The 15,393-nt window shown below is 47.1% G+C and carries 14 protein-coding genes; 11 read left to right on the forward strand and 3 right to left on the reverse strand.

What is annotated here, in order from left to right:
• Nucleotides 1–297: TrkA C-terminal domain-containing protein (locus tag J07HQW2_RS10885; RefSeq protein ID WP_048075645.1), on the forward strand; the 297-nt coding region annotated here is incomplete at its 5' end.
• 860 nt (nucleotides 298–1,157) lie between these two features.
• On the opposite strand, the gene lysS is transcribed toward J07HQW2_RS10885, so the two are convergent.
• On the reverse strand, nucleotides 1,158–2,819 hold the full coding sequence (lysS, locus tag J07HQW2_RS10890; RefSeq protein WP_021055566.1) for a lysine--tRNA ligase: 1,662 nt from the start codon (nucleotides 2,817–2,819) through the stop codon (nucleotides 1,158–1,160).
• Between the two features lie 30 nt (nucleotides 2,820–2,849).
• On the reverse strand, nucleotides 2,850–3,551 hold the full coding sequence (pyrH, locus tag J07HQW2_RS10895; RefSeq protein WP_021055567.1) for a UMP kinase: 702 nt from the start codon (nucleotides 3,549–3,551) through the stop codon (nucleotides 2,850–2,852).
• A gap of 136 nt (nucleotides 3,552–3,687) precedes the next feature.
• Between pyrH and J07HQW2_RS10900 the strand changes: the two genes are divergently transcribed.
• From J07HQW2_RS10900 to J07HQW2_RS10910, 3 genes are all read left to right on the forward strand, one after another.
• Nucleotides 3,688–4,512, forward strand: coding sequence for a molybdopterin synthase (locus J07HQW2_RS10900; RefSeq protein WP_021055568.1), 825 nt, complete (start codon nucleotides 3,688–3,690; stop codon nucleotides 4,510–4,512).
• Nucleotides 4,513–4,817: 305 nt separating this feature from the next.
• Nucleotides 4,818–5,084 carry a DUF7123 family protein gene (locus tag J07HQW2_RS10905; RefSeq protein ID WP_021055569.1) on the forward strand — a complete coding sequence of 89 codons (267 nt, stop codon included), beginning with the start codon at nucleotides 4,818–4,820 and terminating at the stop codon, nucleotides 5,082–5,084.
• Between the two features lie 315 nt (nucleotides 5,085–5,399).
• Complete coding sequence (locus tag J07HQW2_RS10910) at nucleotides 5,400–6,539, forward strand: site-2 protease family protein (RefSeq protein WP_021055570.1); 1,140 nt, start codon at nucleotides 5,400–5,402, stop codon at nucleotides 6,537–6,539.
• A 226-nt stretch (nucleotides 6,540–6,765) separates the two neighbouring features.
• Here J07HQW2_RS10910 and thiL read toward each other — a convergent pair whose 3' ends face one another.
• The gene (gene thiL / locus J07HQW2_RS10915) at nucleotides 6,766–7,662 is read right to left on the reverse strand and encodes a thiamine-phosphate kinase (RefSeq protein WP_021055571.1); all 897 of its coding nucleotides are present in this window, start codon (nucleotides 7,660–7,662) and stop codon (nucleotides 6,766–6,768) included.
• 203 nt (nucleotides 7,663–7,865) lie between these two features.
• Here thiL and J07HQW2_RS10920 point away from each other — a divergent pair, with 203 nt between their 5' ends.
• The 7 genes from J07HQW2_RS10920 to pepF all read left to right on the forward strand — a co-directional run bounded on the left by J07HQW2_RS10920 (nucleotide 7,866) and on the right by pepF (nucleotide 15,340).
• Nucleotides 7,866–8,912: a lysylphosphatidylglycerol synthase transmembrane domain-containing protein gene (locus J07HQW2_RS10920; protein ID WP_021055572.1), complete on the forward strand. Its 1,047-nt coding sequence runs from the start codon at nucleotides 7,866–7,868 to the stop codon at nucleotides 8,910–8,912.
• Between the two features lie 99 nt (nucleotides 8,913–9,011).
• On the forward strand, nucleotides 9,012–9,467 hold the full coding sequence (locus J07HQW2_RS10925; protein ID WP_021055573.1) for a 30S ribosomal protein S19e: 456 nt from the start codon (nucleotides 9,012–9,014) through the stop codon (nucleotides 9,465–9,467).
• Nucleotides 9,468–9,578: 111 nt separating this feature from the next.
• Nucleotides 9,579–9,941 (forward strand): DNA-binding protein, encoded by a 363-nt coding sequence (locus tag J07HQW2_RS10930; RefSeq protein WP_021055574.1) that lies wholly within the window; start codon nucleotides 9,579–9,581, stop codon nucleotides 9,939–9,941.
• Between the two features lie 7 nt (nucleotides 9,942–9,948).
• The gene (locus J07HQW2_RS10935; protein WP_021055575.1) at nucleotides 9,949–10,554 is read left to right on the forward strand and encodes a DUF7411 family protein; all 606 of its coding nucleotides are present in this window, start codon (nucleotides 9,949–9,951) and stop codon (nucleotides 10,552–10,554) included.
• 166 nt (nucleotides 10,555–10,720) lie between these two features.
• Nucleotides 10,721–12,025 carry a histidine--tRNA ligase gene (hisS, locus tag J07HQW2_RS10940; RefSeq protein ID WP_021055576.1) on the forward strand — a complete coding sequence of 435 codons (1,305 nt, stop codon included), beginning with the start codon at nucleotides 10,721–10,723 and terminating at the stop codon, nucleotides 12,023–12,025.
• An 82-nt stretch (nucleotides 12,026–12,107) separates the two neighbouring features.
• Nucleotides 12,108–12,950, forward strand: coding sequence for a tRNA pseudouridine(38-40) synthase TruA (gene truA, locus J07HQW2_RS10945; RefSeq protein ID WP_021055577.1), 843 nt, complete (start codon nucleotides 12,108–12,110; stop codon nucleotides 12,948–12,950).
• A 590-nt stretch (nucleotides 12,951–13,540) separates the two neighbouring features.
• A complete protein-coding gene (gene pepF / locus J07HQW2_RS10950) occupies nucleotides 13,541–15,340 on the forward strand; it encodes an oligoendopeptidase F (RefSeq protein ID WP_021055579.1) in 1,800 nt (599 codons plus the stop codon).
• The last annotated feature ends 53 nt before the right edge of the window (nucleotides 15,341–15,393 follow it).

Genomic DNA, 15,393 nt, shown 5'->3' on the forward strand with positions numbered 1-15,393 from the left:
CCAGAGCGTGCAAGCGTTAAAACTGCAGTGAACGCACTCAGCGGCAGCGATGTCCGAACGTTTGAGGACGTTACTGGTGAGATGGAAGTGTTTGATATCCGTGTTGCCTCTGATTCACAGGTAGCAGGACAGGCTCTCAATGAGGTTGAGCTTCCAGAAGGAAGTCTCGTGATTTCAGGCGCTGGGGGAGAGCAGACCGCTACTTCTGATACGCAACTTGAAGCTGGTGAACGATATATTGTCGCAGCCGATGCGGATGCCTCCGATATCGTTATCTCTGCGTTCCGGGGTGAGTGAAGTTACGACATTCACCTGTGAGTCTTGAAAGCTGATAAAACCGGAAAAATAAATAGAAATATACTCATTGTATTGTATTGTATTAAGCATAGCCGCTTACTTAGCAGTTGACATCCTTTCCGCCCGTCGGCGAAGATTCCTCGCAGAGGAATTCACGGTTGCGCGTCTCCTCGGTTCTCACGGACGCTGTCGCTGTCGCGTGGACCGTCGAAGGAAGCCACCCACTTATTACCGACAGTGTGCTGGACAGCGCATGCAAATCTGTCACCGGAGCCTGAGCCTTCTCACTCGGACACACCGAGCGGGTCACTGAGATACGACTACGACTACGATTCGTCCCTCCACGGGAGGATATTCACCTACTGGGGACCGTCAGTCGCGTTCGGTGAGTTAGCCGAGACATGACGGAACGGTGTCTTGGACTTGTCACAACGAAGCGAGACACGACGAAGCCATGATGTAGTCGAAAACTACAGTTGCTATTGAGGGAACTGTAATAAATTATGGTATGAAAAGAACGAGAAAATTTCTGTCGAATTTATTCCCGTGCGAAAGCGCGAGGCTTTCTCCTTGATTTCAGTAATATCCTACACCTTTCTCACGTGAGATTATTGCACCGGGTGGTACTCAAGCGGGGACAGTCACCGGCGCGGTCTCAATCCGTGATCAATTTAGCATCAAATTGTTCGATAATCAAATCGACCCTCAAATCGCTGTTGTTGGCACGATTGTCGCCGATGCTGTTGAGAACGATGAACTCTGAACGTCCTTATTTGCGTGTCTGAGAGTACCTCAATCACGTACCTGTGTTCACTGCTATTTATTATGATATCTATGTGATTGCAGCTCCTATATGCTCACTATCCTTCACGACGAATACGCTCTACGACAAACTCAGTATCAAGCTCTCCAAGGAACTCTCCAAGACGGGGTCCCTCTGATTGATCGAAGAACAACTGATACCCAACCTCAAAGAACTCACCCACGGGGATATCATGGTCTCTCGCGATATCGAAGATTGCCTCTTGAATCTCTTCACCATCGCTTCCATCTGCAACGACTTCTGCAAGCGTATCGAGTGCTTCTGCTGTATCTGATGTTGGGTCAATATCAACAGCTGGTTGGGTTTCCTGTAATTGATAGTTATACGTATTATCCATTCGCTCTGCCCACGTACGGGCTTTCTCAATACGCTTGAGCGCATCGTCAATCGCCCATTCAGGTGTTTCCGCGTCGATATGACCCTCATTACGTGCCATCTCAATCTGAAGTGAGCGGTCGTCTGTCATCCCCAACATCGCCGCAAACGTATATGGGAGTCGGACACGATTTGAGTCAATATCCTCAACGACGTGTGGATATGCCTGTTCAGCGAATGCATTTAATGAGTCATCATTGACCCCATCAAAGTACGCCCGCTCAAATCGGTCAAAATCATCAACAAGCTGATCGAGATTCCGCAAGTCAAGATCACGTGCCCGCCGTGGGTCAAGTGCGAAGAAATATCGAATAATAGCCGGTTCAAGTAGCGTGAGCAACTCTGTAACGGTAACTATATTTCCAGTCGATGAAGACAGTGGTTCATCATTGATCGTGAACCACTCATACACCATTGGAATCGGCGCGGTTGAATCAAGCACGTTCTCTGCGATATCCTCTCCGGATGGCCATGACCCCTCAGCATGGTCTTTCCCAAACGGCTCAAAGTCAACATCAAGAACCTGCCACTGTGCAGGCCATTCGAACCGCCACGGAAGCTTTCCCTCTCGGAGTGTTGCTTCACCCTCATGACCACACCCCTCGATTATCTTCTCACCAGCAGTCATATCTGTACAACGATATGCGATTGTCTGCGCCTCAAGATCAATTTCAGTGACCGTCTCTGTTATTTTTCCACAGTTTTGACAAAGCGGATTGAATGGAACGTAATCCTCATTTACCTTTGATTGATACTGAGAGAGCACTTCGCGTGCACTATCGATATTCTCCAAGATAGACGTGATGACATCTTCAAATTTCCCTTCACGATAATATTCAGTATTCGAGATAATCTCAACCGGGATACCGAGACGATCGGCGTCGGCTGCCAACAGTTTCGTAAAATGAGCAGCGTATGACGCTGATTCGCCGAACGGGTCGGGAATGTCAGTGTATGGTTGCCCAAGGTTTCGACCCAGGGCACCAGCATCGACATCGCCTAAGCCAACAATTTCCCCTGTATCATCTGCAAGTCGCTTTGGGAGACTCCGTAGTGGGTCTCGGTCATCGCTAGTGAACACCTGTCGTACTTCATGTCCACGCTCTCGGAGTACTTCGGCGACAAAGTATCCTCGCATGACCTCATTGAAATTTCCAAGATGTGCAACTCCAGACGGTGATACACCACCTTTGATTACGATTGGATCAGTCGGATCGCTCCCTTCGATCTCGTCTGCAGCGACTGCAGCCCAAAATGCCTGTGTTTGTGCTTTGTTTGTTGAGTCAGTATCCTTTGTCGCAGGGGTCTGTGTATCATTATTCATTGATGATTATCACTCGCCATGAACTCATACTCATAATTCATCCGTTGTATCAGGTGGAACGATATCTGTTCCATTATGCTCACCGTTGAGGACAGCTGATTTGATGTGTTGTGGATCGCCACCATCAAGAACAATCGTTCGCATCCCCGCTCGCTGAATAAGCTTTGCTGCAAGAAGATCAACAGGTGCGGACGCGCCGGCATCACGGCTCATTGGTGCAACGACGTCGACCAACTCTGTCGGCAACAGTTGAGCATATTTCTCTGCTCCATCCTGTGAGCTTGGGTCAGCATCATACACACCATTGACGCTTGTTGCGTACACAAGTAGGTCAGCATCAACGTACTCAGCAAGCGCAGCAGCAACCGCATCAGTCGTCTGTCCCGGCATGATTCCACCCATGATCGATATATCGCCGCGTCGCATCGCATCACCAGCGTCTTCATAATCTTGTGCGACTTTCGGGTCAACGCGCGATCCAAGGGCAGCAATGAGTAACCGTGCGTTAATCCGTGTTACGTCGATACCAATCTGGTCAAGTTGGACCTCATTTGCGCCCAGTTCTCGAGCAGTCCCGATGTAATCACGAGCAACACCACCACCACCGATGACCGCTGCGATATCATATCCCGCCTCGGCAAGGGTCTCGACAACCATCGCGTGGTCTTCGACCCGTCGTGCATCGAGATCAGGAGCAAGGACACTCCCGCCGATGGAGACGACAACTCTCATTGAACGTGATTGCTGCGAATTAGGCTTAAGAGTTTTTAACTACTATTGATCTTAGTTTGAATATTACGTACATCACCGGGCTAACCTGTATGAACACGCCGACAATATGAAACCGATTGGTCACTCGAGAGATATTATGCAAGTGCTCGGGATCCTTGGGCGAGATGCAGGGGCGCTCTGCAGTGACGTCGTTGCCCAACTTGATGGCACAGTCGCGGTTATCCAGACACAGCAAACAACAGATCAAATATCCACTGGTGCTCAAACCATATCACCCGATGTAACGACTCAGTATGACCTCACAAATGACGGTCGCTGGCATGCGAATGGTGAAAATCGCAATATATCTGATATTCTTGATGAACTTTCAACGACGGTCGATTATACGCTTGTTATCGGCGCATCAAGCGCACGTATACCTACGGTGGCACTCGATACTGCAGTAACAGATTCTAACTTCGGCTCTGAGTCTAATCACGTCGTTCTTAGTGGTGAATCAGCAGCAACGGTTGATGTTAGTGAGGTTGTTGCTGCCGTTGAGACCGCTGAACCGTATATTACTCTGTCAACGCTTGTTGAACGAGTCAAGGCGTCTTCAGAGGCAGGCCGTGCCGGTGCAATTGCAACCTTCACTGGGCGAGTGCGCGCACGCGATGATGATGACGATCCAAAGACCGTTTCTCTTCGATTTGAGACGTATGATTCAGTCGCTGATGATCGAATGCGTGAGATTGAGTCTGAATTGATTGAACGTGATGGTGTATTTGCGGTTGAGCTATTTCATAAGACGGGTGTGATCAATAATGGAGAGGACATTGTGTTCGTTGTTGTCTTAGCTGGACACCGGCAAGAAGCATTCGAGACAGTTTCAGATGGTATTAATAGACTCAAAGCTGAGGTTCCAATCTTCAAGCATGAGACAACTGTTGAAGAGGATTTCTGGGTACATAAACGCGATTAATGTGCTTTCTGGTGGAGACTATATTCGCTGCTGACGAGAGAAATATTCGAAAATCAACCCATATAGATTATTTATAATTGCGAATTGTCTGACATCCGTCGAACATATCGCCGATTACATCTCATTTAATTTTGATCTTATATCTATAGAAATAAACAGTTAAAAACAAGAATAAAATATAAGACGTCTACAAAATCAGAGTTAAAGAGTCACGATATCTCATTCAAAACGTAAATAAAGTCGAATTTTATCGAACAATCTTACCCATATATACTCTCGGGAAATTATTATGCGAGTGTATACTGATGAGCGCAACTACATCACCCTCCACAGATGCGGACGAGGACCAGTCCAAAGAAGATCGTTTGCGAAATTATCTCGTTTCGAAGGCTCAAGATGGCGAGATGTATTTCAAATCGAAGTTCATCGCTGATGAAGTCGGACTTTCGGCGAAAGAAATTGGTGCACTCATGGTCAAGCTTCGTGACTCTGCAACCGAATTGACCGTTGAGAAATGGTCATACACCAGCGCAACTACCTGGCGTGTGGAAACAACCACCGAGGCGGCTTGAATATCGCTGCCACCCGCTGAGTTGATCTGAGTAGTCATCATACACGTGTCAGCCTGCCGTTCATCATTCCGCTGATCAAGAAATTTAGTTGCTTTTTACATCAGTTTATTATCACGTTTACCTGATAGTGATACCATTACGATCAGGATCAGAATAATGATACTGATAACGATAACATATAATAGATATCGGCGATTCGACTAATAGCTGTATCCGGCGTATCACCGACATATGAGTGACTTCTGTGCATTGCTAGCCGTTTCAACTATGGCGCAGTCAAGAGGTTTATTGGTCCCTACATAATATTATTCTGTAATGGAATCACTCGATCCGGCAGTGGATCCGCCGGTCGACGCCCTCCAATCGGTCTTCCATCTTTATGAAACACAGCGGGACGGCGACCGCATCCTCTATTATGGTGAGTCGCTCGTGCCCGAGCAGATGTTGATTCGTGAGGCATGGCCAGCGTTCCGTGAGGCGGGCTATGAGATCGAACTGGCATCGACAGAAACACATGAAGACATTGTCGTCGCACGTCCAGTCGATACTACTATCAATGGATTTCCGTGGAAAAATGTGCTCTTATTTGTTGCGACGATCGTTTCAACACTCCTTGTCGGCGCAATTACCTGGTATTATGTCCCACCGTCAGACCTCCTTGCTGATCCATTGATCCTATTGCAAGCATGGCCGTTCACTGCAGCCATCCTTGGCGTTCTCGCCACACACGAGTTAGGTCACTACATTATGGGACGATATCATGGGGTTGACGTCTCACTTCCATATGTTATCCCGTTCATATTCCCGTTCGGTACACTTGGCGCAATCATTCAAATGCGTGGACAGATGCCAGATCGAAAGGCACTGTTCGATATCGGTGTTGCAGGTCCGCTTGCTGGGTTGATGGCAACAGTAGTTGTAACCGCCATTGGTCTCACTCAGTCTCCGATTCAAATCCCCACCCGAGCAATAGAGCAAGGTGGGCAAGCAATTATATTCAATAATCCACCGTTACTCAATATTATCGCGGCTACCATTGGAGAGCCGACAGCGTACAATGATCCTCGTATGTCTGTCTCTCCTATTATTATCGGTGGCTGGGTTGGCATGTTTTTCACCGTACTCAATTTACTCCCCGTGGGTCAACTTGACGGTGGACATATTCTTCGGGCAATCCTTGGGAGTGCTCAAGAACGTGTTGCGGCCCTTGTCCCAATCAGTCTTATCGGGCTTGCAGCATACCTCCATTACGGTCTTGGATATGCATTTAATGAGTCAGTCGGACTCTGGGCATTCTGGGGCGTTATCTCAGCACTTGTTGCATTCAGAGGTCCTGCAAACCCCATTGATGACACGCCACTTGATATCCCCCGCATCCTTCTTGGGGTGATTACGTTTGCTCTCGGAGCACTCTGTTTCTTGCTTGTCCCAATCGAAGTAGCGACGGTGGGATAATCTGCATCAAATAGTAAACGGAATTCAAATGAGACACAGTTAGGCGGCTTGAGAGTGCTGATCTCACTGTTTATGCTTTTCTCTATGTACTAGATGTAAGTAATACTATGACAGCTTGGACAATGTGAAACTGTTCTTAGGTTCTAATCCCGGGGTCCATGCCAGAACTGACACATAAAGAACTCAATAATATAATTTCGCAATCGTGATAGCAGTATTTCGATACTTAATCCGTGGCGTGTGTATATCCTTCATCTGCAAGTGGTTCATCATCTATTGTAATTCCACTACCGGATTCTGTGACTTCACCAATGACGTGTAATGGAGCTGATGTTGTTCCACGGGCATCTTCAACTGCTGTTGGTGGGAGCGTAAATACGAGTTCAAAATCTTCACCAATCGTTGTCGTGAGTTCTCGCTGTGTCGACACATCATCAGCATACTCTTTCACACCTGGATGAGCTGGGATCGAATCCCAGCGTAAGGACATTCCTACTTCAGAAGCAGACGCAAGTTGGTGGACCGACCGCGCAAGTCCGTCAGAGGAATCCATCATTGCTGTTGTATATTCTGTGAGTGCTACTCCCGTGCGTACACGCGGGGTAAACTGGAATAATTCATTTGCATATGTAATATCATCAGCAGCAAATGCTTTCAGCCCCGCTGCGGTTCGCCCGAAGCTGCCACTCACACAGACGCAATCACCGACCTGTGCACCATGGCGATACGATGGATGATCAACAGTACCGAGCGCCGTCGTTGCAACAGTTAATTCTGATGTTGTATCAAGATCACCACCGACATAACTGCCGCCGACAGCTTCACATACATCAATTGCACCAGCAATGAATGAGTCTAGTTCATCTGAATCAAACGCTGGAGCACCGTACACAGCAACTGCAGCGATAGCCTGTCCACCCATCGCAGCAACATCCGAGAGTGACGCACCAACAGCACGCCATCCTGCAGTATATTTGGTGGTTCCGTCTGGGAAATCTGTCGCCTCATGAAGCATATCAGTCGTGATGACGAGTGATACTGAATCTAGTGAAATTACTGCTGCGTCATCGCCTGCCTGCGATATAGTTGTTGACAACTGACTGAGAGCAGCACCTTCGTCCATATACAGTATCATCAGACCCGTCTTAATACGCGTTTGTCATGGCTAAATGACATCCCTATCTGCATCGACCAGATGCTGATTTCCTTTTATCATATTCCTGGTTTCTCTGCTCCCCGATATTACTATGACCGTGATATTCAGCCAACATATCATCGTTTCAGGCTTTCGATGGGTTGATAATCAAGACAGCCAAGTGAAAATACATGCGCGTTGATGATCTCCGAACCACCGCTATTGGGTTTGGCAGTGTCATCATCATCTTTGCTGCGCTATTCGCTTTTGTTGGCGTTGATGAACTCATTGCAACCGTACGTACGGCTAATCCCCAATATATTGTATTAGTCGTCGGAGTGACGCTCATGTGGCTTTTTTCATGGAGTGTTTCACTTCATACAGTGCTTCAAACACTTGATGTGCATCTCTCTTATATTGGATCATTCTTTGTGTTTGCCGGTGCAATGTTTTCTAATAACGTCACCCCATTTGGGCAAGCCGGTGGTGAGCCCATTACTGCATATCTTATTTCAAAAACTGCTGATGCAGAGTACGAAACGAGCCTTGCAGCTATTGCCAGCGTCGACACATTAAATCTAATTCCTTCGATATCAATCGCATTAATCGGCGTTGGGTATTTTATGACTGAGATTGCACTTGGTTCACGCTCAAATATTGTTATTGGGGTTACGTCGGTCGTTATTCTTACAAGTATTATTCTAACGATTGGATATACCGCTTGGCGATATCGATACAACATTGAACATCGTGTCGTAAATGCGTTTACGCCGATTATTCACTGGTTTGCAAACGTCGTTCCGCCTCTGCCAGACACCAATAAAACAGAAGTCGAGAGCCGGATTGAAGGATTCTTCCGAGCAATCGAGCGTGTCGCAGCAAATCCTCGACAACTCGCTGTTGCGCTCAGTGCCTCGACTATTGGATGGATCTGTCAAATGACCGCCTTATGGCTTGCATTTCGCGCAATTGGGATCGAGCTTCGAACGACATTTATTCTGATCATCGTCCCGATTGCGACTATTGCTGGGGTGACACCATTGCCTGGTGGTGCTGGTGGGATTGAAACAGTGCTCGTGTTCTTATTATTATCCGCCCCGCTCCCAAGCGTGACTGAGGCGATTGCAGTCACAGCTGTGGTCATCTTCCGAGGTGCCATTTACTGGGTTCCGGTCATCCTCGGTGGGGGTGTGGTCGCTTGGATTAGTAGTGGCGCTAACATCGGCAGTCACAGTTGATGATTTCGCAGCGACTCTATTTTACTGGTTAACCGCCGGTCTTGAGCCATGAAGCGGTGATACGATGGCTTTAAACGATATCGGCAGGTATCAAAATGCATGGTTAGCGTATATGACGTACCGGCGGATGCTCTCATTGAGGATGTCGCCGAGCGACTTTCCGATCGGATTGAGGAACCTGAATGGATGGAATATGCAAAGTCTGGACAAAGCCGTGAACTACCTCCTCAACAGGATGATTTCTGGCATGTCCGTGCTGCTTCGCTTCTCCGAAAGGTTGCAAAAAAGGGTCCGATCGGTGTTGACCGCCTTGCAACTGAATATGGTGGTCGTAAACGTGGGTCGAACCGATATCGAGTTTCCGGTGGTCACTCCACAACAGGCAGTAAGAACATTATCCGAACTGCGCTCCAGCAACTCGAAGAAGAAGGACTCGTCTCAACGGCGAAAGGACAAGGTCGGCGTATTTCACCTGACGGTCAACAGTTCCTTGACAACGCTGCTTCTGAGGTACTTTCAGAACTTGATCGTCCGGATCTTGAACGCTACGCATAGAACGTTTTAGACTTCTATATTAACAAGCGATTTGTGTTGGTTATTTGCAAATACTACGAGGTAATTCACACCCCGTAATCGTTTTTAATAATCAGAGAGAACATTATATTGATGAGTGAATCTCCTGACGATATTGATGAACTTCGCCAGCAGCGAATGGAGGAACTCCGCGATCAAGCAGATGGGCAACAGGGTGGAGCAGGTAATGATTCTGCTGCCGCGCAGGAGGCTGCTCGCGAACAGGCTGAAGCGCAGCAGGAGGCTCTATTGAAACAACACTTGACTGACGGCGCTCGACAACGACTAAATGCGATTGAAATGTCGAAACCTGACTTTGCAAAAAAAGTGAAAAAACAGCTTGTCACTCTCGCACAAAGTGGTCGGATTCAAGACCGTATTGACGAAGACCAAATGCGTGAGTTACTTCAAGAAATGAAACCTGATTCAAAGAGTTACAATATCCGCCGTCGATAGCGCAGTTGTGAATCTCGCACTTCTTTACAGTGGCGGGAAAGATTCCTCACTCGCAGCACTGCTTGTCAAGAAATTCTACGATGTTCGACTTATTACCGGATCTTTTGGAATAACAGACGACTGGCAGCACGCTGCTGTAGCGGCTGAACGGCTGGGATATCCATTTGAGACAATTGAGCTTGATAGAGATGTCGCCGAAACAGCTGTGACGACAATGCTTGAAGACGGATATCCCCGAAATGGGATTCAAACGGTTCATGAACACGCACTTGAGGTAGCTGCACAGCTGGATGTCGCTGCTGTTGCAGATGGAACACGTCGCGATGACCGTGTACCCACCATTTCACGGGCAAAAGCGCAGAGTCTCGAAGATCGAAATAATGTTGACTATCTGTCACCGCTCAGCGGCTTTGGTCATCATGCTGTTGATCAATTGACTGCAGAGCGCCTGAGCGTAAACACAGGGCCCTCGGATGAGATTTCAAAAAGTGATTATGAGACGGAACTCCGCGCGCTGATTGCTAATCGTGCCGGTTCTGATGCCGTCACGTCTGTCTTTCCAGCGCATACACAATCATATGTCAATCATTTGCGCTCGAGTGATGACGAATAAGACCAGTTTTTGATTTGCGATTTATAATTCAGGTCCCGATAGCTCACATAATGACCATGGTCTTAATTACTATCTCAACCAAGGATTCTGATACTCTAGCCATTGGGACGATCACTTTCAGATGCGGTTCAACAGCTTCAAGCGCAACACTGTCAAAACGCGGCGTATGTATGACGGACTCAAGGGGTTTCGTGACTTCTACCCCCGCGAGATGACTGCCCGACGGCAGGTTATTGACACACTCGAGAAAACTGCTGCTCAGTATGGATTCCGTGAAGTTGGGACACCAACACTTGAGCAGACACAGATGTATATCGATAAAAGCGGTGAAGGGATTGAAAAAGAGTTGTACGCATTTACCGATGATGGCGGACGTGATGTGACATTAACACCTGAATTGACACCGACGGTTGCACGGATGGTCGTCGGTCAACAGCAAGCACTTTCAAAGCCAATCAAATGGGTCTCGACCCGACCATTCTGGCGATATGAGCAAGTTCAGCAAGGACGATTCCGTGAATTCTATCAGACAAATGTTGATATCTTTGGTACAGCTGATCCAATAGCCGATGCTGAGATTCTTGGGTTCGCCGCTGATGCACTGATTGATCTTGGGTTGACCGCGACTGATTTTGAATTTCGAGTTTCACACCGTGACATCCTAAGTGGACTCTTAGCATCTATCACCGATGATGATACTAATATCGATACTCGCGCTGCTATCCGTGCGGTTGACAAACGTGAAAAACTCGAACAAGCGGAGTATCACGGATTACTCACTGATGCTGGATTAAATTATAATCAAGCACAATCATTTGATGATCTCCTGACGACGGCTGATTTAGACGAAATTGCATCTGTTGGCGACGATACGGTCTCGGCTGCGGTTCAAAATCTACGCTCAGTCCTCGCTGCCGGTGATGACCTTGGTGTTGGTGAGTTCTGTGATATCTCATTAACAACCGCTCGCGGACTTGATTATTACACTGGCGTTGTGTTTGAGTGCTTTGATGCGACTGGTGAGGTATCTCGATCTGTTTTTGGCGGAGGGCGATATGACGATCTAATCGAGAGTTTCGGTGGGCAATCAACACCTGCTGTCGGAGTTGCGCCTGGTCTTGCACCATTATCACTACTATGCCAGCGTGCTGGTGTCTGGCCGGCTGAAGAACTCACTACAGACTACTATATCCTCACTGTTGGTGATACCCGCTCGGTCGCCACCCGAATCGCTCGTGAGTTACGTGTTGGTCAAAATACCGTCGAAATTGATATTGCTGATCGAAGCTTTGGTGCTCAGATGGGCTATGCGGACAGTATCAATGCTGAAACGGTCGTTATTGTCGGCGAGCGAGACCTCGAGAATGATAAGATCACAATTAAAGATATGCAATCTGGTGATCAGACAACGGTCGCCGTAGAAAGATTCCCCGGTGATCTTGATGCACCGACATACGAAGACGTAGCCTAATAAATAATCCATCGAGATTATAATATGATGACTCCCAGATACCAGCCGTCCATACTACTGTACTCCTGAGATGTCAGCCCAGATGCGTGCATTCCGAGTTGCATATGATGGACGCCCGTTCTCTGGATTTCAGCGACAACCATCGGTTCCAACCGTTGAAGACGCACTATTTGATGCACTTGAATCACTTGATGTATTCACTCGTAAAACTGATTCAAAACCATCAAGATATGCAGCAGCCGGCAGGACAGACGCCGGCGTATCAGCAGTTAAACAAACAGTTGGGTTCAAATGTCCATCATGGTGTACACCTCGGGCGATAAATAGTGAACTTCCTGAAACTATCCGGGCATGGGCAAGTGCTGATGTTCAATCGGGGTTTCACGCCACTCATCATGCCATCCAACGGACATACACATATCACCTGTATGGACCAGAGCTTGACAGTAATCGACTTAACACTGCTACAAGGATACTTTCCGGCAAACATGATTTTCATAATTTTACCCCTGATGATACCGGCACGACCCGTGAACTGTCGATTTCACTTGAGTTTGATGATCCCTTTGTTACTGCAAGGATAACTGCCGGTGGATTCCCCCGATCACTCGTCCGTCGTATTGCATCCGCGCTTCGTAGTGTTGGCTCAGCGTCGATGACAATTGAAACACTCACAGAACTATTAGACACAGTGCCACAGACCGGTCCGGACGGTATTCCAACAGCACCTCCGGAGCCACTTGTTCTGACAATGGTTAGTTATCCAAATATTACGTTCCAGACAGATGATCGTGCAGTTGACGATCTCAGGTCTGTATTCACTCATCATTATCAACGTCATCTTACCCAGGCACGTATTGCTAAACACGTCGCATCAGCGACAGTAACAGATACCGACGTTAGCACTGATTCACAGACTGAGTGAAAAACGATCCTCTGCGTGAAAATATACAGATCACACAATGTTATGACCCGACATATCTGTCCCTAGACATTATTATGATTGGGCAGAGATTCGAAATTGATGTCGCAGTATGAGAACTGTGATCCATTCGTTATCATGGAATATGTGCGTATGTTTTCCCCTGAGAAAATAAATCGACCCCGCGCATGCCCAAACTGTAAGGATAAAACACGAGACGGTGCTAGTGTTTGTGAGGCACGCGATACAAGACAGTTATACTAGTCATGTGAGTAACTGAATACCAATAAAACCGATTCAGATTAATTTCGAGACGAGTGCGTGATGATTAGACCCCGCGGTGGATACAGATCTGATGACAGCTAAGAGCTCATAAAGCGCTCAACGAGATATCGATTGAAGTCGCTCCAAATAACTCTCTCAATATCTCTGATAGCATTATTTCTGACCGAGGATAACACAGACAATCGACTCAAAATTGATTACATATATTCAAAAAGACTACTAAAGGATCAAATATAGATTATTCGCTTTCAACGATTACTTGCTCAACGAGTGACAAGGTTCACTTTTATTGCCGATTAAATGCGGGTATGAGTTCGGTTCCCGAACGAAGTGAGATTGAGACCGAGTACACCTGGGATCTTTCAGGTATCTATGAGGACGATGCAGAGTGGGAATCAGCCTATGAGTCTATTCAAGATCAGCTGGCAGATCTCAAAGATTATGAGGGGCGCGTAACTGAGTCACCTGAGACACTCCTACAACTACTTGAGCGTCGTGAAGAAATATTCCGAACACTTTCGATAGTCGGTACGTACGCGAGTCTTCGTAGTGCTGAGGACACGCGTGATCAAGAGTCTCAAGCTCGACAGTCGAAAGCCGAGTCGCTATCATCTCGTGCACGCTCAGCGATCAGTTTCATTGAACCTGAATTACAGGAGCTTGATACTGAAGAACTCACATCATTCTATGAACGCGAGCCTGCACTCAAAGAGTATGAGCACTTTTTCGATGATGTCCTTCGGACAAAGCCACATACACGATCGCCTGAGGTTGAATCCGTACTTGCAGACCTCGGTGAGGTGGCAAGTTCGCCGTCTGATATCTACGGAATGTTATCAAATGCAGATATGACATTCCCAACTGTTGATCACCCAGACCCAAGTGAGGGCTCAGTTGAGATTACTCTTGGAAACTTCACCAAGCTGCAGAAACACCCAGATCGTGAATTTCGACAGACTGTCTATGAGCAGTTTTATGATGAATGGGAAGATGTTCGTAATACAGTCGGAACTGCGCTACAGAACAGCATTAAAAAAGATGTCAAGTATGCTCGTGCTCGGCGGTATGAGTCTGCCCGCGCTGCTTCACTCAACGGTCCAAATGTTCCTGTAACGGTATATGACACTCTTTCAGAGACCGTTCGAGATAATCTTGAGCATCTTCACCGCCATGCTCAATTAAAACAAAAAGCACTTGATCTTGATGAGCTCCGCCCGTGGGATCTCTATATTTCACTTACCGGCGATGAGAGTCCTGAGATCCCATATGACCGTGCGAAGACATACATCACTGATGCTGTTGCGCCACTTGGGTCGGAATATCAACAACGCGTCGCTGATGGACTTGACTCCCGGTGGGTCGATGTGTATGAAAACCGTGGAAAGCGATCTGGTGCGTTCTCGTCTGGGGCTTATGATACGCAACCGTTCATATTGATGAATTATCAAGATGATATTTCATCAATGTTCACTCTCGCACACGAACTCGGTCATTCAATGCACTCTCAGCTCGCAAAGAATGCCCAACCATGGCAGTATGCTGATTATACGATATTCGTAGCTGAGGTCGCTTCGACAGTCAATGAAACGTTGTTAACCAATCATTTGCTTGAAACAGTTGAAGATGACACGCTTCGTCTGCACGTTCTTGATGAATATCTGGAGCGTGTTCGGTCAACACTTTACAGACAGACGATGTTTGCCGAATTTGAATCAACGATCCATGAGGTCATTGAGGATGGTGGCGCACTCACACCTGATCGCTTTGATGAAATATATCGTGATCTGAAAGAGACGTACTATGAACCAGCCGTGCTCGATGATCGAATCGCACGTGAGTGGATGCGTATTCCACACTTCTATTATTCATTTTATGTTTATCAGTATGCAACCGGTATCTCAGCCGCTATTGCGATTGTTGATCAAATCAATATTAACGGAGAGGGTGCAGCCGCGGACTATCGTGATGCACTTTCACTCGGAGGCTCAGCGTATCCGATCGATATTCTCCAAACAGCTGGTGTCGATATGACTGATGCAGCTCCAATTGAATCCGCGCTTGCAGGATATTCCGATTATCTTGATGAAATGGAGACACTTATCGAATAAATTCTGAAATATATCATTCATGATCGATTTATCTGCATCAAATACTAATAAAT

The organism is Haloquadratum walsbyi J07HQW2 (assembly GCF_000415985.1).
In the GTDB taxonomy this organism is placed as follows: Archaea; Halobacteriota; Halobacteria; order Halobacteriales; family Haloferacaceae; genus Haloquadratum; species Haloquadratum walsbyi_B.

Bases quoted from the DNA above. Each gene is read 5' to 3' on its own strand.
- lysS (WP_021055566.1), bottom strand. From the start codon at position 2,819: ATGAATAATGATACACAGACCCCTGCGACAAAGGATACTGACTCAACA.
- pyrH (WP_021055567.1), bottom strand. From the start codon at position 3,551: ATGAGAGTTGTCGTCTCCATCGGCGGGAGTGTCCTTGCTCCTGATCTC.
- J07HQW2_RS10900 (WP_021055568.1), top strand. From the start codon at position 3,688: ATGCAAGTGCTCGGGATCCTTGGGCGAGATGCAGGGGCGCTCTGCAGT.
- J07HQW2_RS10905 (WP_021055569.1), top strand. From the start codon at position 4,818: ATGAGCGCAACTACATCACCCTCCACAGATGCGGACGAGGACCAGTCC.
- J07HQW2_RS10910 (WP_021055570.1), top strand. From the start codon at position 5,400: ATGGAATCACTCGATCCGGCAGTGGATCCGCCGGTCGACGCCCTCCAA.
- thiL (WP_021055571.1), bottom strand. From the start codon at position 7,662: ATGGACGAAGGTGCTGCTCTCAGTCAGTTGTCAACAACTATATCGCAG.
- J07HQW2_RS10920 (WP_021055572.1), top strand. From the start codon at position 7,866: ATGCGCGTTGATGATCTCCGAACCACCGCTATTGGGTTTGGCAGTGTC.
- J07HQW2_RS10925 (WP_021055573.1), top strand. From the start codon at position 9,012: ATGGTTAGCGTATATGACGTACCGGCGGATGCTCTCATTGAGGATGTC.
- J07HQW2_RS10930 (WP_021055574.1), top strand. From the start codon at position 9,579: ATGAGTGAATCTCCTGACGATATTGATGAACTTCGCCAGCAGCGAATG.
- hisS (WP_021055576.1), top strand. From the start codon at position 10,721: ATGTATGACGGACTCAAGGGGTTTCGTGACTTCTACCCCCGCGAGATG.
- truA (WP_021055577.1), top strand. From the start codon at position 12,108: ATGCGTGCATTCCGAGTTGCATATGATGGACGCCCGTTCTCTGGATTT.
- pepF (WP_021055579.1), top strand. From the start codon at position 13,541: ATGAGTTCGGTTCCCGAACGAAGTGAGATTGAGACCGAGTACACCTGG.